Origin of the sequence: Streptomyces justiciae (genome assembly GCF_015163075.1) — a bacterium.
Lineage (GTDB): Bacteria > Actinomycetota > Actinomycetes > Streptomycetales > Streptomycetaceae > Streptomyces > Streptomyces justiciae.
In genome coordinates this window covers 40,007-55,044 of sequence record NZ_JADDXU010000033.1, presented here as the reverse complement: position 1 = coordinate 55,044, position 15,038 = coordinate 40,007, and the positions used below count along the sequence as shown (strand labels likewise).

Annotated in this window: 17 protein-coding genes; 7 read left to right on the top strand and 10 right to left on the bottom strand. The window is 69.2% G+C overall.

Annotated features, from left to right (window positions below; all coding sequences use genetic code 11):
* Positions 1-89 precede the first annotated feature (89 nt).
* The 6 genes from IQ210_RS45875 to IQ210_RS45850 all read right to left on the bottom strand — a co-directional run bounded on the left by IQ210_RS45875 (position 90) and on the right by IQ210_RS45850 (position 6,367).
* Positions 90-1,700: a DoxX family protein gene (locus tag IQ210_RS45875; protein WP_194085192.1), complete on the bottom strand. Its 1,611-nt coding sequence runs from the start codon at positions 1,698-1,700 to the stop codon at positions 90-92.
* A 117-nt stretch (positions 1,701-1,817) separates the two neighbouring features.
* Positions 1,818-2,759, bottom strand: coding sequence for a 23S rRNA (guanosine(2251)-2'-O)-methyltransferase RlmB (gene rlmB / locus IQ210_RS45870; protein WP_126272841.1), 942 nt, complete (start codon positions 2,757-2,759; stop codon positions 1,818-1,820).
* Positions 2,760-2,858: 99 nt separating this feature from the next.
* Entirely contained in the window at positions 2,859-4,256 is a 1,398-nt protein-coding gene (gene cysS, locus IQ210_RS45865) for a cysteine--tRNA ligase (RefSeq protein WP_194085191.1), read from the bottom strand.
* Between the two features lie 64 nt (positions 4,257-4,320).
* Positions 4,321-4,815, bottom strand: coding sequence for a 2-C-methyl-D-erythritol 2,4-cyclodiphosphate synthase (gene ispF / locus IQ210_RS45860; RefSeq protein ID WP_194085190.1), 495 nt, complete (start codon positions 4,813-4,815; stop codon positions 4,321-4,323).
* Positions 4,805-5,569 carry a 2-C-methyl-D-erythritol 4-phosphate cytidylyltransferase gene (ispD, locus tag IQ210_RS45855; protein WP_194085189.1) on the bottom strand — a complete coding sequence of 255 codons (765 nt, stop codon included), beginning with the start codon at positions 5,567-5,569 and terminating at the stop codon, positions 4,805-4,807. Before ispD ends, ispF begins: the two co-directional genes overlap by 11 nt.
* Positions 5,570-5,884: 315 nt before the next feature.
* Positions 5,885-6,367, bottom strand: coding sequence for a CarD family transcriptional regulator (locus IQ210_RS45850; protein ID WP_003953493.1), 483 nt, complete (start codon positions 6,365-6,367; stop codon positions 5,885-5,887).
* Positions 6,368-7,018: 651 nt separating this feature from the next.
* Here IQ210_RS45850 and IQ210_RS45845 point away from each other — a divergent pair.
* Positions 7,019-7,651, top strand: coding sequence for a copper chaperone PCu(A)C (locus tag IQ210_RS45845; RefSeq protein WP_194085188.1), 633 nt, complete (start codon positions 7,019-7,021; stop codon positions 7,649-7,651).
* Positions 7,652-7,715: 64 nt separating this feature from the next.
* Here IQ210_RS45845 and IQ210_RS45840 read toward each other — a convergent pair whose 3' ends face one another.
* Both IQ210_RS45840 and IQ210_RS45835 read right to left on the bottom strand, forming a co-directional pair.
* Positions 7,716-8,396: a response regulator transcription factor gene (locus IQ210_RS45840; protein ID WP_015659563.1), complete on the bottom strand. Its 681-nt coding sequence runs from the start codon at positions 8,394-8,396 to the stop codon at positions 7,716-7,718.
* Complete coding sequence (locus tag IQ210_RS45835) at positions 8,393-9,646, bottom strand: sensor histidine kinase (protein WP_194085187.1); 1,254 nt, start codon at positions 9,644-9,646, stop codon at positions 8,393-8,395. The genes IQ210_RS45840 and IQ210_RS45835 overlap by 4 nt, the downstream gene beginning before the upstream one ends.
* A 246-nt stretch (positions 9,647-9,892) precedes the next feature.
* Between IQ210_RS45835 and phoU the strand changes: the two genes are divergently transcribed.
* The 6 genes from phoU to IQ210_RS45805 all read left to right on the top strand — a co-directional run bounded on the left by phoU (position 9,893) and on the right by IQ210_RS45805 (position 12,455).
* Entirely contained in the window at positions 9,893-10,582 is a 690-nt protein-coding gene (phoU, locus tag IQ210_RS45830; RefSeq protein ID WP_097265766.1) for a phosphate signaling complex protein PhoU, read from the top strand.
* A gap of 138 nt (positions 10,583-10,720) precedes the next feature.
* Positions 10,721-10,876: a hypothetical protein gene (locus IQ210_RS45825; protein WP_194085186.1), complete on the top strand. Its 156-nt coding sequence runs from the start codon at positions 10,721-10,723 to the stop codon at positions 10,874-10,876.
* A 201-nt stretch (positions 10,877-11,077) separates the two neighbouring features.
* The gene (locus IQ210_RS45820) at positions 11,078-11,326 is read left to right on the top strand and encodes an SCO4226 family nickel-binding protein (RefSeq protein ID WP_194085185.1); all 249 of its coding nucleotides are present in this window, start codon (positions 11,078-11,080) and stop codon (positions 11,324-11,326) included.
* A gap of 22 nt (positions 11,327-11,348) precedes the next feature.
* Positions 11,349-11,558 carry a hypothetical protein gene (locus tag IQ210_RS45815; RefSeq protein WP_194085184.1) on the top strand — a complete coding sequence of 70 codons (210 nt, stop codon included), beginning with the start codon at positions 11,349-11,351 and terminating at the stop codon, positions 11,556-11,558.
* 6 nt (positions 11,559-11,564) lie between these two features.
* Positions 11,565-12,017 carry a hypothetical protein gene (locus IQ210_RS45810; protein ID WP_194085183.1) on the top strand — a complete coding sequence of 151 codons (453 nt, stop codon included), beginning with the start codon at positions 11,565-11,567 and terminating at the stop codon, positions 12,015-12,017.
* A 150-nt stretch (positions 12,018-12,167) separates the two neighbouring features.
* Complete coding sequence (locus IQ210_RS45805; protein ID WP_194085182.1) at positions 12,168-12,455, top strand: DUF6355 family natural product biosynthesis protein; 288 nt, start codon at positions 12,168-12,170, stop codon at positions 12,453-12,455.
* A gap of 1,157 nt (positions 12,456-13,612) precedes the next feature.
* Here the strand turns inward: IQ210_RS45805 and IQ210_RS45800 are convergent.
* Positions 13,613-14,164, bottom strand: coding sequence for a GNAT family N-acetyltransferase (locus IQ210_RS45800; RefSeq protein WP_194085181.1), 552 nt, complete (start codon positions 14,162-14,164; stop codon positions 13,613-13,615).
* Positions 14,161-14,934 carry a GntR family transcriptional regulator gene (locus IQ210_RS45795; RefSeq protein WP_194085180.1) on the bottom strand — a complete coding sequence of 258 codons (774 nt, stop codon included), beginning with the start codon at positions 14,932-14,934 and terminating at the stop codon, positions 14,161-14,163. The genes IQ210_RS45800 and IQ210_RS45795 overlap by 4 nt, the downstream gene beginning before the upstream one ends.
* Positions 14,935-15,038 lie beyond the last annotated feature (104 nt).

Below are 15,038 nucleotides of genomic sequence, written 5' to 3'. Positions count from 1 at the left end.
GGCCCCGCACAGTCGCTGTGCGGGGCCCTTCGTCGTCGGGCCCGCGGTTCAGCCGGTGGGTTGCCCGAGGATGCCTCCCACCGGCCCGTCTACCCCAACAGGCCGCCTACCAGGCCCGGTTCACCGGAGGACGTGCCTCCCGTGTCCGTTCCTCCGCTGGAGCCGGTGCCGCCGGTGGAGCCGGTCGGGCCCGAGCTGGTGCTGGGTGCCTGCTGGGCCGGCGAGGACTGCTGGGGCGGCGCCTGGCCGGTGCCCTGCGTCTGGCTGGGCGTGCCGGCCGTGCTGGTGTCGCGGGTGGCGCCCGGCGTGGTCGCGGCGCCGGTGGGGGTGGAACCGGCCGTGGCGCCCTGGGTGGGCGACGTGGAGGCCGAGGGGCGCTTCTTGTGCTTGGCCGGGTCCTGCGGCAGCGGGGAGCCCGGGAGTTCGTTGCGCGGGGCCTCGCCGGGCCCGGGGACGACGACCCGGTCGGCGTCGCGGACGGCACCGCCGAGGAGGGAGCCGATCAGCAGCGTGAGGCCGATGACGATGGCGCTGACCAGGGCGCCGCGGCGCAGGACGTAGCGGCGCAGGTCCCAGATGTCGGAGCGGGGTCCGAGGCGACGCCAGGCGCTGCCCGCGAGGCGGCCGTCGATGGAGTAGACGGGGGCGCCGGCGATGATCAGCGGCGACCAGGCGGCGAGGTAGATGATGTCGGGCGCGTCGTAGGCGGGGACGCTCTTCCAGCTGACCGTGAGGAGCAGCGCGGCGGAGAGCATCGCGCCGACGGCGGCGGCGACGCGCTGCCAGCAGCCGAGGATGGTGAGGACGCCGACGATGACCTGGAGGAAGGCGATGACCAGGCCGGAGCCGACGGGGTGGTGCAGCGCGAACTGGCGCAGCGGCTCGGCGACTTCCCAGGGGTGCAGGGTGTTGAGCCACTTGACCATGGAGCCGCGCTTGCCGCCGTCGAAGTAGACGGGGTCGCACAGCTTGCCCATGCCGGCGTAGATGGAGATGAAGCCGAGGAAGATGCGCAGCGGCAGGAGGACGACGCCGAGGTTCATCCGGCGGCCCGGGTAGTAGGCGTGCCGGGCGGGGTCGTCGCCGTGGCGCCTGCCGGGGGTGCCGGTCTCCTCGTCGACCGCTTCGGCGAACTGCTCGTCCGCGTAGGCGAGTTCCTCGTCGTAGGCGCTGCCCACGGTGCGCATGCCGGGCAGCAGCGGCTCGTGGGTCCGCTGGGCGCCGACGACGGGCGTCTCGACGGTCTGGGTCAACGCGTCGTCGTAGCCGGGGTCGTAGCCGCCGTCGACGTCGATGCGGGGGATGACCTGGGTGGCTCCGGCGTCGGCGGCCGGCTCCTCGACGGGGCGGACGCCGCCTCGCACGGCCTGGAGCAGGCGGTGGGCGCCGGTGTCGTCGGGGGCGGACTTGCCGCTCCAGACGACCGGTCGGCGGCGCGCCGCACCGACGGCGGGCATCCGGGCGGTGTCCTCGGTGGCGCTCAAGTGCCGGGCGATCCGCGGGGATTGGGCCGCGCGTCTCGTCGTCGCGCCCAACTGCACGCGGAAGCTGGCGTGATTGACGATGATCTGCGCCGGATCGCTCGGCACCTTCACCATGCTCAGCGCGGGAGCGTCGTCGAGTCCGGAGGCGAATCCGGAGTTGAAGCCCGACGAGCGGTCCCCCGTGGGTGTGCGGGGTGTTCTGGTGTCCACACTCATCTAACCGAGTGACGTGTGTTTAGGACACTGCTTTGACTGCCCGGATCTGTCCGGACCCCGTCAAGCTTGTGCAGAACACCCCGATTACCCCGTACGGGTGAGGATGGGTACGGGTGTTCAGCCCCGCCGACGCGCCGCCTCGTACAGCACGATCCCCGCCGCCACACCGGCGTTGAGCGACTCGGCGCCGCCCGGCATCGGGATGCGGACGCGGAAGTCGCAGGTCTCGCCGACGAGTCGGGACAGGCCCTTGCCCTCGCTGCCGACCACGATGACGACCGGGCCGTCGAGCGCGTCCAGTTCGCCTACCTCGTGCTCGCCGTCGGCGGCGAGGCCGACGACGACGATGCCGGCCTTCTTGTAGCCCTCCAGCGCGCGCGTGAGGTTGGTGGCGCGGGCGACCGGCGTCCGGGCGGCCGTACCGGCGGACGTCTTCCAGGCACCGGCGGTCATGCCGGCCGCGCGCCGCTCGGGCACGACGACCCCGTGACCGCCGAAGGCGGAGACGGAGCGGACGACGGCGCCGAGGTTGCGCGGGTCGGTGACGCCGTCCAGCGCGACGATCAGCGGGTCCTCACCGTCGTCGTAGGCGGCGCTGGCGAGGTCCTCGGGGTGCGCGTACTCGTACGGCGGGACCTGGAGCACGAGCCCCTGGTGGTTGAGGCCGTTGGTCATGCGGTCGAGCTCGGGGCGGGGGGCCTCCATGAGGTTGATCCCGCCGCGCTCGGCCGCGAGCTGGAGCGCCTCGCGCACCCGCTCGTCGTTGTCGATGAACTGCTGGACGTAGAGCGTCGTCGCGGGCACGCCCTCGCGCAGCGCCTCGACGACGGGGTTACGGCCGACGACCATCTCGGACGTGCCCTTGCCGCCCCGGCCGCGCGGCACGGGCCGACGCGCCGCCTGCTTCGCCTTGGCGGTCGCGATGCGGTTCTTCTTGTGCTTCTTGCGCATCTCGGCGGGCGGGGTCGGCCCCTTGCCCTCAAGACCCTTGCGCCGCTGGCCGCCACTGCCGACCTGCGCGCCCTTCTTGCCGGACATGCGGCGGTTGTTGGCTGCCATGACCTACCTGTCCTACGTCGTCGAAATGTTCGTACGTCTATGAAGTGTGCCGCCCGGAGAGCCGGACGGCACAATCGATCTTCGTGACCGGAAGGGACCTCAGCGGGGGCCGAGGCTCCAGCGCGGTCCCTGCGGGCTGTCCTCGATGGCCAGTCCGGACTGGTTGAGCTGGTCGCGGATGGCGTCCGCGGTGGCCCAGTCCTTGCGTCCGCGGGCGGCCTCGCGCTGGTCGAGGACGAGGCGTACGAGACTGTCGACCACGCCGTGCAGATCCTCGCCGCGGTCGGTCTCGCCGGCCCAGTGCGGGTCGAGCGGGTCCAGGCCGAGGACGCCGAGCATGGCGCGGACCTCGGCGAGGCGGGCCACGGCGGCTTCCTTGTCGTCGGCGGCCAGGGCGGAGTTGCCCTGGCGGACCGTGGTGTGGACGATGGCGAGCGCCTGCGGGACGCCCAGGTCGTCGTCCATGGCCTCGGCGAACGCCGGCGGCACCTCGGCGGACGGCTCGACATGGCCGGCCTTCTCGACGACGCGCTGCACGAAGCCCTCGATGCGGGCGAACGCCGACTCGGCCTCGCGCAGCGACTCCTCGCTGTACTCGATCATCGAGCGGTAGTGCGGGGTGCCGAGGTAGTAGCGCAGCACGATCGGGCGCCAGGCCTTGACCATCTCGCTGACCAGCACGCTGTTGCCCAGCGACTTGGACATCTTGTCGCCCGCCATGGTGACCCAGGCGTTGTGGACCCAGTACTGGGCGAAGTCGTCGCCGAAGGCCTTGGCCTGGGCGATCTCGTTCTCGTGGTGCGGGAAGATCAGGTCGAGGCCGCCGCCGTGGATGTCGAAGGCGGTGCCGAGGTATTTGTGCGCCATGGCCGAGCACTCCAGGTGCCAGCCGGGACGCCCGCGGCCCCACGGCGTGCCCCAGGTGGGCTCGCCGGGCTTGGCGGACTTCCACATCGCGAAGTCGCGCGGGTCCCGCTTGCCGGTCTCGCCGTCGCTCGCGGGCTGGAGCAGGTTGTCCAGCTCCTGCCGCGAGAGCTCGAGGTAGCCCGGGAACGAGCGCACGTCGAAGTAGACGTTGCCGTCCGCCTCGTAGGCGTGACCGCGCTCGATGAGGCCCTGCATCATCTCGACCATCTCGGTCACATGGCCGGTGGCCCGCGGCTCGTAGGTGGGCGGGAGGCAGCCGAGGGCGGAGTAGCCCTCGTTGAAGGCGCGTTCGTTCTCGTACCCGATCGACCACCAGGGGCGGCCCTGTTCGGCCGCCTTGGTGATGATCTTGTCGTCGATGTCCGTGACGTTCCTGATGAACGTCACGTCATAGCCGCGGTACTCGAACCACCGGCGCATGATGTCGAAGTTGAGCCCCGACCGGATGTGCCCGATGTGCGGTGCGGCCTGCACGGTGGCACCACAGAGGTAGATCGAGACGCAGCCCGGCGTGAGCGGGGTGAAGTCACGGATCTGCCGGGCGCTGGTGTCGTACAGGCGAATAGTCACGAGACCAGGGTAGTAGGCGATGCCTAGTGCATCGGACGGATGTGGATAACAGTCATCCTCGGGTTCATCCTCGGGTTCGTACGACCAGTGCGGTCGCCACCGCCATCAGTCCTTCGCCCCTGCCGGGGAAGCCGAGTCCGTCCGTGGTCGCGCCCGACACCGACACCGGTGCCCCGGCCGCCTCGGACAGGATCTTCTGCGCCTCGCCCCGCCGCTTGCCGATCTTCGGACGCGGTCCTACGACCTGTACGGCGATGTTCCCGATCCGGAAACCGGCGTCCCGCACGATCCGCGCGGCCTCCGTCAACAAGGTGGTCCCGGAGGCACCCGACCACTCGGGCCGACCGGTGCCGAAGTGCTGGCCGAGGTCGCCGAGGCCCGCCGCGGAGAACAGCGCGTTGCAGGCGGCGTGCGCGACGACATCAGCGTCGGAGTGACCGGCGAGGCCGGGCCCCTCGCCCTCCCACTTCAGCCCGGCGCACCACAGCTCGCGGCCCTCTTCGAAGGCGTGGATATCGGTACCGATGCCGACCTGCGGCAACACAAACTCAGAAGCCATCGTTGAGCCTCCTGCGGGCCAGGACCGCCTCGGCGAGGACGAGGTCGAGGGGGCGGGTCACCTTGAAGGCCTCCTCATGGCCGGGCACGACCACGACGGTCAGACCGAGCTGCTCGACCATGCTGGCGTCGTCGGTGACGTTGTCGATGATCGTCTCGTGGGCGCGGACCAGGGTGGCCCGGTCGAAGCCCTGCGGGGTCTGCACGGCACGCAGTCGGGCCCGCTCGGGGGTGGCGACGACCGGCTCCGGGTCGCCCGCGGCCGAGGCGGGCTCGACCTCCTTGACGGTGTCGGCGAGAGGCAGCGCGGGCACGACGGCCGGCGCGCCGTCCCGTACGGCCTCGATGACGGCGTCGACGGTGTCCACCGGGACCAGCGGGCGGGCGGCGTCATGGACGAGGACGATGTCGTAGTCCGGCGGCAGGGCGTCCAGGCCGAGCTTCACGGAGTCCTGGCGTTCGGCGCCGCCGGGGACGACCAGGAAGTCGGTGCGCTCGGGCAGCGCGTGCGCGTCGAGGAGGCTCTTGACCTCGGCGGCGCCGTCGGGCGGGGCCACGACGACGACCAGGGAGACCGCGCGGGAGGCGGCCATCGCGCGGACCGCGTGGATCAGCATCGGGGTGCCGTTCAGCGCGCGGAGTGCTTTGGGGGCGCCCGGACCGAGGCGTACGCCCCGGCCGGCGGCCGGGATCACGACCGCCGTGCGGGCTTCGGCACGGGCTGTCGCGGGCGAAGGGCGCGAATCGTCAGACATCGGTTCCTGTCAGGTTTGTGTGCTCGGCCAACGTGGGTACGACAGACAGCGTGCCGGGCGCGACGCCTTGACCGGACCCTTCCGTGACGCGCCGGTCGAGCCAGCTGCCCGGGCCCGGCACGCCAAGTATCGGGGGCGCCGGGTAGCGGGGGCCCCATTCCAGTGGTCGCACCGTACGGTCGCGTGCGAACGTACGGCGTACAACGTACGGCGAACGGTGTCCGGGCATGGACATGCCGCAGCGCCCGGCGACAGAAATGTGTCATCGGGCACCGCGGCATTTTCAGAGTGCTGACCTGGCGGCAGCGGGCGTCGTCAGGACGCGAGAACCTCGTCGAGCAGGGCCTCGGCCTTGTCCTCGTTCGTGTTCTCCGCGAGGGCGAGCTCGCTCACCAGGATCTGGCGGGCCTTGGCGAGCATGCGCTTCTCACCGGCGGAGAGTCCACGCTCGCGCTCACGACGCCACAGGTCACGCACTACTTCCGCGACCTTGATGACATCGCCGGAGGCGAGCTTCTCCAGATTTGCCTTGTAGCGACGGGACCAGTTCGTGGGCTCCTCGGCGTACGGCGCGCGCAGCACCTCGAAGACCCGGTCCAGCCCGTCCTGACCGACCACATCACGCACGCCGACGAACTCCGCATTGTCCGCTGGCACACGTACCGTCAGGTCACCCTGGGCGACCTTCAGCACCAAGTAGGTCTTGTCCACGCCTTTGATCTGGCGAGTTTCGATGGCCTCGATCAGCGCGGCCCCGTGATGGGGATAGACCACGGTGTCGCCAACCTTGAACGTCATGTGACAGGTACCCCTTCCGTGGCTATCCAGGGTAACACGGAAACTGCGCGTTCTGAATGGCGTTTTCGCAGGTCAGGGCATATCTCGGGGCTTGACAACAGCAACAGGAACGTGCTGCGGAGGCCGAGCGGAAGAAGGTATTCGCAGGTCGGAGCGGCTCTCCGGGGGAGGTGAAACGCGTACGTTACACGCATCCGGAGGGCTTCCAGGAAGGACGAACGTCCCCATATGTCTGGTTCCACGTGTGCGACTTCCGCTACTCCGTTCGGTACCCGGAGTCGCTTCCGCGCCGAATCCGGAATTGATCACACGCAATCACGCGCAATCACGAGCGCCCACCGGATCACCCGGTGATCAATTCCGTGGGCGATCACGGAATCCTTCACTGAAGATTTGCGAGCGGTGGCGCGGAGCTCTTATGTGAATGCCGGACGAGAACGGTGCCAAAGTGACTCGGGAGTCACTTGTGAAGGCAGTGACTCGGCGTCCTCCTTCTCGCGCCGGCTACCCCCTGCTGAGGGAAGCCGAGAGCTCAAGGGGAGGGTCGGGTGCGGTGACGCGGGAACGGCTCGGTAACCTAAGGCCGCTGACAGACACTTAGGGCGGCTTTATGCAGTGCCCGCCCGTTCGAGTCAAGGAGTTGCCGCCGCCGTGAGCAGCAGCCTTCGACGCGGCGCCCTCGCCGCCGCCGCCATCGCGTTCTCGATCGCCTCGCTCGCCGCGTGCGGCGCCGGCAACAACGCCCAGACGCTGGAGATCAAGCCGGACAACGCGGCCACCACCGTCGGCGACATCAAGGTGCAGAACGCCGTCGTCATCACCCAGCCCGACCTGGAGTCCACCGGCCCGGCCGTGATCTCCGCGACCCTGTTCAACAGCGGCACCAGCGCGCAGACGCTGGACGCGATCACCGTGGACGGGGCCGGCGCCGCCGAGCTGTCCGCCGCCAAGGGCAAGGGGAAGCTGACCATCCCGGCCGGCGGCTCCCTCGTCCTCGGTGGCAAGGACAACGCCACCGCGGTCCTGTCCAGCGGCCGTGAGTCCCTGAAGGACGGCGACGCGCAGAAGGTCACCTTCTCCTTCAGCAAGACCGGTGACGTGAGCCTCCAGGCCTTCGTCGTCCCGGCCAAGACCTACTTCGAGAAGTGGGGCCCGACCGAGAAGCCGTCGACCCCCGCGGAGACCTCCCCGTCCCCGACGGAGTCCGCCACGGGCTCGGCGACCCCGTCCGGCGAGGCGTCCGCATCGGCCTCGGCCTCGGCGAGCGAGAGCGCGGCCGAGTAAACAGTCGTACGAGAAAGGGCGGGACCTCTCCGGAGGCCCCGCCCTTCGTTCGTCGTACGACGGTTTACGGCTCGAACTTGTATCCGAGCCCCCGGACCGTCACCAGGTACCGCGGCGCCCCGGGGTCGGGCTCGATCTTTGCGCGCAGGCGCTTGACGTGGACGTCGAGGGTCTTGGTGTCGCCCACGTAGTCGGCGCCCCAGACGCGGTCGATGAGCTGCATGCGGGTCAGGACCCGGCCCGCGTTGCGCAGGAGCATCTCGAGGAGGTCGAACTCCTTGAGAGGGAGATCGACCTTCGAGCCGGAGACCGTGACCACGTGACGGTCCACGTCCATGCGGACCGGGCCCGCCTCCAGGGCGGCCGGGGTGACCTCCTCGGGCTCGCCGCGGCGGCGCAGTACGGCGCGGATACGGGCGACCAGCTCGCGTGAGGAGAACGGCTTGGTGACATAGTCGTCGGCTCCTATCTCCAGGCCGACAACCTTGTCGATCTCGCTGTCCTTGGCGGTCACCATGATGACCGGGACGTTGGAACGGCCGCGCAGCTGGCGGCAGACCTCGGTGCCCGGCAGACCGGGCAGCATCAGGTCGAGGAGGACGAGGTCGGCGCCGTTGCGCTCGAACTCGTCGAGTCCGTCGGGGCCCGTGGTCGCCACTGCGACCTCGAAGCCCTCCTTGCGGAGCATGTACGACAGGGCGTCGGAGAAGGACTCCTCGTCCTCGACGACAAGCACTCGGGTCACGGAAGGACCTCCGGGGCGGGAAGCGGTTCGTACGGGGATGAGTCGGTGGGCCCGCCGGTCTCGTCGTCGAGGCCGGACTGGTGTGGTGCGCGGTCGCGGGCGGCCCCCGCCTCCGGCAGTCGCAGGGTGAAGGTGGAGCCCTGACCCTCGGAGCTCCACACCGTGACCTCCCCGCCGTGCGAGGCGGCCACGTGTTTGACGATCGCGAGACCCAGGCCGGTGCCGCCCGTCTGGCGGGAGCGGGCCGGGTCGACGCGGTAGAAGCGCTCGAAGATGCGCTCCTTGTCCTTGTCGGAGATGCCGATGCCCTGGTCGGTCACGGCGATCTCGATGAGTTCTCCGCCGGGCGCGGTCACCCGGCGGGCGGCTATGCCGACGCGGGTGCGGGCCGGGGAGTAGTTCACGGCGTTCTCGACGAGGTTGCCGAGGGCGGCGGCGAGCTGGCCGCGGTTGCCCCAGATCCTCAGGTCGGCCGTACCGCCGGAGGCCATCGTGATCTGCTTGGTGCCGGCCTGGTGGCGGCAGCGGTCGATGGCCTCGGCGACGAGTTCGTCCACGCGGACGGGCTCGGCGTCCTCGAGGGGGTCGTCGTTCTGGACCCTCGACAGATCGATGAGCTCCTGCACCAGGTTGGTGAGCCGGGTCGCCTCTATCTGCATCCGCCCGGCGAAGCGGGTCACCGCCTCCGGGTCGTCGGACGCGTCCATGACGGCCTCGGAGAGCAGGGACAGCGCGCCGACCGGCGTCTTGAGCTCATGGCTGACGTTCGCGACGAAGTCGCGCCGTACCGCCTCGATGCGCCGGGCCTCGGTGAGGTCCTCCACGAGAAGCAGCACCAGACGCGATCCCAGGGGCGCGACGCGGGCCGAGACGGCGAGGGCCTCCCCGCGCCCGGTGCCACGCCTGGGGAGGTCCAGTTCGACCTGTCGTATCTCCCCGTCCCGTCTGGTGTCCCGGGCCATCAGGAGCATCGGCTCCACGGCCAGCTTCCCGCCCCGGACCAGGCCGAGCGCGTACGCGGCCGAGCTGGCCTTGACGACGGAGTCGGCCTCGTCGAGGACGACCGCGGAGGAACGGAGCACGGACAGGACGGTGTCCACGCCCGGCGGAAGCACCGGGTCGGTGTGCAGGGAGGTACGTGTGGGGCGTTTCTGCTCCCGCTCGCTGAAGCGGAACGCCAGCATGGCGATCACGCCGGTGAGCACTCCGGCGATCGCTGCCGCTGCGGCGACCGCCGCGTTCACGTCCATGCATCCAGGTTAGGCACGGGATCGGTCCTGGCCACAGCCATCGGGGTGCGAGCTCGAACACTCGTCGCCCAGAGTTCACCTTGGAGCCAGGGATGGTTCATTTGGGGTGGCGGAAAACGACGCGTACAGGGCCGAACGTGGGAGCGTGGGGTTCACAGCGCCGGTCGTCCGGAGCCTTCCCGGGCTTCCCGGAGGCTGGTTCTGGCCCCCGGAACCCCCGAGGCAGACGTAAGAGAGGGACCCCTGATGCGGGACGCGTACCACGAGGAACTGGACTCGATCGGCGACGGTCTGGTGGAGATGGCCCGGCTGGTGGGGTCGGCGATCGGGCGCGCCACGACGGCCATCCTCGACTCCGACCTGAAGCTGGCCGAGAGCGTGATCGAGGCCGACCAGAAGGTGGACGACCTTCAGCACGACCTGGAGGCACGGGCCATAGCCCTGCTGGCGAGGCAGCAGCCGGTGGCGACGGATCTGCGGATCGTCGTCACGTCGCTGCGGATGTCGGCGGACCTGGAGCGCTCGGGCGACCTGGCGCAGCACGTCGCGAAGCTCGCCCGCCTGCGCTTCCCCGAGCGCGCGATCCCCCACGACCTGCACGCGACCATCCTGGAGATGGGCCAGCTCGCGCAGCGCCTGATGGCGAAGGCGGCGGAGGTCATCATCACCAAGGACGTCGACCTGGCGCTCCAGCTGGAGCAGGACGACGACGAGATGGACCTGCTGCACCGCACGCTCTTCCAGCACCTGCTGGACGACAAGTGGAAGCACGGCATCGAGACGGCCGTCGACGTGACCCTGCTGGGCCGCTACTACGAGCGGTTCGCCGACCACGCGGTGTCGGTGGCGAAGCGGGTGGTGTACCTGGTGACGGGTGAGCACGCGGACGAGCTGACGGCGGACATCCAGCCGGTGACGGGGGTGGAGGGGGCCTGACGTCAGGCGCGCGGGTGCCTGTTCGGGGCGTGCGCAAGCCTCTGTGCGCCGTTGATGCGACCTGCGGGGCGGGCATGCAATGGGCACAGGGTCTGATCCGAGGGCCGAGAGTTCAGACCCCTGCCTCGAGGAGGACCCATGGCCGAAACCCCGAGCAAGACACCCGACCCCACCCAGGAACGCGAGACCGAGCAGCCCGCCGAGATCAGGAACCTGATGCTGATCGGCGCGTGCGGCTGCGGCTCGGGCTGCGGGTGCGGGTGCCAGTCGGGCAATCCCTGCCAGTGCGGCTGACTGACGTAGGGCGACTGTCTCCCGTACGACGGGATCTCGTACGACGGGATCTCGTACGACGGGATCTCGTACGACGGGATCTCGTACGACGTGAAGGGCCCCGGTGCGTGTGTGCGCCGGGGCCCTCGCTGTGCGGTCGCACGGGCGGGATGCCGGGCGCAGCATGGAGGGGAGGACGGAACGGGAAGGAGGTGTCGGACCATGACCCGGTTCATGGACGTACACCACGGCATGGAAGGCATCACCGCCGACCAGCTGCGCGAGGCCCACCAGGCCGACCTCGCCATAGAGAAGGACGAGAACGTCCACTTCGAACAAGCCTGGGCGGACCCGGAGTCCGGCACGGTCTACTGCCTCTCGGAGGCCCCCTCGGCCGAAGCGGTCCAACGCATCCACGAACGCGCGGGCCACAAGGCGGACGAGATCCACGCGGTGCCACTGACTGTCTGAGGCCGCCCCTACGATGCGGGCCATGGGCACCGCTGATTCCTTCATACGCGCCTGCTGGCTGTCGTGGCTCGCGGTTCAAACGGCCGACCGGGCGGAGGTGGTGACGGCCCTCGGTCTGACGGACGTACGGGAGACGAGCTGGGCCGAGGGCGTGGCCCTCATCGACGAGTTGGCGCACGACGAGGAGGAGCCGTTCTCCACCGTCGTCGTCGCGCCGCCGCTGCAGGGCTGAACGTTGGTGACCGGACAGTACTTCGCGTTGCCCTACCCCGAGCAGATGTCCCAAGTCACCGAACTGTGCAGGGATCTGAGCGCGCGTTTCGGCAAGGCCCAGCTCTTCTTCCACAGCGAGCAGAACACTGGGGAGTCGTGGCTGATCGCGGAACGCGGGCGGGTCCTCAGGCGCTGGATCACGGAATATCCGGAACTCGCCCTGGGCGAACCCTTCGGAGTGGAACGCCGACTCCTCGATGCCTACGGGATCACGGGCCGGCCCGAGGATCTCGACCCCGACAGCGATCTGGCCCGCGACTGGTCGGCGACCTGGGGTGACTGCTGGGCCACGACGGTCGCAGCGGAATCAAGCATCGACCCCACGGCCACGGCCCCGGACACGGGCGCGCCGCTGAGCATGCTGGTGGCTCGGGCTCCTGCGTGGGCGGCTCACGTGGAAGCGGCGAAGATCAACTGATCGGCGCAGCAGGGAATCGATTTGCCGGGTGAACGGGGGCGTCGGGGATCAGGAACCGCTGCTCGAAGCTGCGAGCGTGAGGGCATCGCCAACGGATCGGCGGGCCACGGCCGTTCGGCTGCCGATTCCTCTACCGTTCTGGAGTTCTCCTTGCGTGTTCGTCGTTTCGTGACCAGCGCCCTCGGTTCCGCCGCCCTCGTCCTCACCTCCGTCGGTGCGGTCACCGCCGGCGCCGGTCCGGCCGCGGCCGATCCCTGCGGCTTCTACGAGACCGGCTCCGACGCCTACTACAACCACTGCACCTCGGACGGCTCCCGCATCGTCATCGAGATCGACGACTGGGGGCCGAACAGCGAACGGTGTGTGGGCCCGGGCGTGACCTGGATCGGGGCCGCTTCCGGCATCGACGGCGCGTGGTACGCCGGCCGCACCTGCTGAGCCGAAGGAACATCGCGGGACCATGAAAATGCCCCCCATCCGCGCCGTCCGCGCAGATGAGGGGCATGATCAGTTGGCTTACTTCTTCTTGCCCTGGGTTTCGACCGCCCGGTTTTTGGGGCTGGTCAGCGGGGTCCTCACCTCAACTGACCTGCGGTCGGGCGGTCGTTGGTGGTCGTTGTCGGTCGTTGGTGGTTGACCTCGGAGGTTCCACAGAGGTTCCAGGATTCGGCCCGGCTCGGGGCCTCGGAGAGCCTCTAGCGCTAGCGGCAGGGGCCGCTAACGTTAGCGACCCCGCTAGCGACCAAAATCGCTGGTGACCAGTACGTTAGCGGTTAGCGAGCCATCTGGGCAGACCCCGGAATCCGGCCGTACGACACCTCCGAGAGGGGCACGGCCGGATCGCTAGCGGGCCCGGCCGGACCACGCGGGCCGTCGGGCCTCTGTCGGGAAGAGCAAGAATGAGCGGCCAACGGCCGCACGACCCTTGGCAGCTCGCTGCGCTCGCGCGGGGGCCCACGGTCGGGGTTGGCACCGCCCCCCCTTGGAAGGCCGTCCTGTACGCCTTCCAAGGGGCAGGCGGCAGGCTTGGGTGAGTGCCGCCGGGCCGCTCCCGTCCTGCGTGGCTCACCACGGCATTTCAGGAGGGGGCAGGCGGCCGTTCGTACCGCGATCCTGCCCCCGCCTGAAATGCCGTCCTTACTCTCTTACTAGAGAGTTGAGGGAGGATAGCGTCCGCAGCGTCCGCCGGGCATCGCTCACCCTCTCTGACCTGCACTGTTACTGCGGACGCTAAACAAAATGTTTAGCGTCCGCTAGCGTCCGCAGCGTCCGGGCACGCTGCGTTACCAAGAGCGTGTTTTCGCAGGTCAGGGCGGCTCTTAGTGGGGGGTGGGTTGCGGACGCTGCGGACGCTGAACGCCTGTGCGAGCAAGAGGAGCACCACGGGCGCGGCGTGCTCCTCTTGCTTGCACGGGATGCGGAACGTTCCGGAACGACGAAGAGACCACCCGGCTCGGCAGCGCGCGGTGGTCTCTTCGGTTGCGGCGCCACGATTCCGCCGAAAGCGCGCGACGCTCGGGAGCTCCGACGACCGTCGTCGCGCGCGAGCGCAGCGAGCCGCCAAGGGTCGCGCGGCCAAGGGCCGCACCTCTTACTCACACTGGGGGAGGCGCTTCGTCCACGAACCCATGGTCGGCAGGGCGAGCCGCGCGCTGAGCAAGCCATCCCGAGACGCGCGGCCCGCCGTTCACGGCTACGCCTTCACGGACCGTTCGCACATACTCAAAGCCCTGATCGAGGTAGTAGCGCTGTAGCGCCTCGTTCGTCGTCCAGGCATCGAGCCTGAGCCACTTCGCGGACGCCCTGAACGCCCGGTCGCCTGCCCAATCGAGCAGGCGACCACCGAGATTCTGCCCGGCATGGGTGCGAGCGACCGTGAGCTTGTTGATGAAGAATGACGGCTCGCTCAATTCCTGCTCAGTCCACAGCCCCTCTTCCGGGTCCGGAGTGAGGGTGATCGTGCCCACGGTCGCGTCACCATCGCGCAGCATGAACACGGTGCCGGACTCGATCGTCGCCAAGAGGTGGTCCGCCGGATAGGGGCGGCTCCACTGGTCAGAGCCCAACTTGCTGAGCCAACCAGCCGCCTCCTGCCGGAAGGCAAGCAGCTTGGGCAAGTCCTCCGGCACGGCAAGAGTGATCTTCACTGAGGCTCGCTCTCACTTCTGGCGGACAGGTCGCCAATCTCGTAGTTCATCCGGTTCAGGTCGCCCCTGAAGGTCGTGATCGTGCATCGGATGGGCCGTTCCTCCGAGTAGCCCGTCCGTGTCCACAGCAACACCGGTACCCCTGCGCCGATCTCCAGCAAACGGGCTTCATCCGGCGTTGGCATACGTGTCGCAATCTCGTCGTGGTAACCGACTTGTTCGATCCCCAATCCCGCCATGTAGCGCGTCGTGCCCTCCGCGATGTCGCCGGGTTCAGTGAGCCTCGGAGCCTTCGAGATGAGCCACTCCGGATAGTGCGTCGCCTGAGTCGACCACGGCACGTCATCCACGAACCGGTGGCAGAAGCGCAGCACTGAGGTAGACCCCGCTTCCACCTTCAGCCGCTCAGCGATGTATTCCGGCGTGGGTGTCATCTCAACCCGGAAGGTCTGACTCGGCCGGCGCCCCGCGTTCGTCACGTCGGTCGTGTACGAGTCGCCGTTCTGCGGGAAGGTCAGGTTCTCGAAGCGCGAGGCGTTCAGCTCGAACACCTCGTACTTCCGCACCTCGTATCCGAGCCCCTGACTGGACGAGATCAGCCCTTCACTGGCCAGCAGTTTCAGCCCAGCCCGAACGGTGTTCCGCGACGCCTCGAACCGCTCCTGTAGCTCGCTCTCTGAGGGCAGACGCGCCCCTGGCGGGTACGCGCCGCCGACGATGTCGCGGCGCAGGACATCGGCCACCTGGTGGTACTTCGGCTGCTTGCTCATGACTCCATCATGACGCACTCGGTCAACTTGTTGGTACATGCCGTCTCCAACCCCTTGACGTCTCACGCTCCGTCGGTGCAGCATCACTACATCAGCTTGTACCA

Bases quoted from the DNA above. Each gene is read 5' to 3' on its own strand.
- IQ210_RS45835 (WP_194085187.1), bottom strand. From the start codon at position 9,646: ATGGACGTGAACGCGGCGGTCGCCGCAGCGGCAGCGATCGCCGGAGTG.
- ispD (WP_194085189.1), bottom strand. From the start codon at position 5,569: ATGTCTGACGATTCGCGCCCTTCGCCCGCGACAGCCCGTGCCGAAGCC.
- IQ210_RS45815 (WP_194085184.1), top strand. From the start codon at position 11,349: ATGGGCACCGCTGATTCCTTCATACGCGCCTGCTGGCTGTCGTGGCTC.
- ispF (WP_194085190.1), bottom strand. From the start codon at position 4,815: ATGGCTTCTGAGTTTGTGTTGCCGCAGGTCGGCATCGGTACCGATATC.
- IQ210_RS45795 (WP_194085180.1), bottom strand. From the start codon at position 14,934: ATGAGCAAGCAGCCGAAGTACCACCAGGTGGCCGATGTCCTGCGCCGC.
- phoU (WP_097265766.1), top strand. From the start codon at position 9,893: ATGCGGGACGCGTACCACGAGGAACTGGACTCGATCGGCGACGGTCTG.
- IQ210_RS45825 (WP_194085186.1), top strand. From the start codon at position 10,721: ATGGCCGAAACCCCGAGCAAGACACCCGACCCCACCCAGGAACGCGAG.
- IQ210_RS45850 (WP_003953493.1), bottom strand. From the start codon at position 6,367: ATGACGTTCAAGGTTGGCGACACCGTGGTCTATCCCCATCACGGGGCC.
- rlmB (WP_126272841.1), bottom strand. From the start codon at position 2,759: ATGGCAGCCAACAACCGCCGCATGTCCGGCAAGAAGGGCGCGCAGGTC.
- IQ210_RS45875 (WP_194085192.1), bottom strand. From the start codon at position 1,700: ATGAGTGTGGACACCAGAACACCCCGCACACCCACGGGGGACCGCTCG.
- IQ210_RS45820 (WP_194085185.1), top strand. From the start codon at position 11,078: ATGACCCGGTTCATGGACGTACACCACGGCATGGAAGGCATCACCGCC.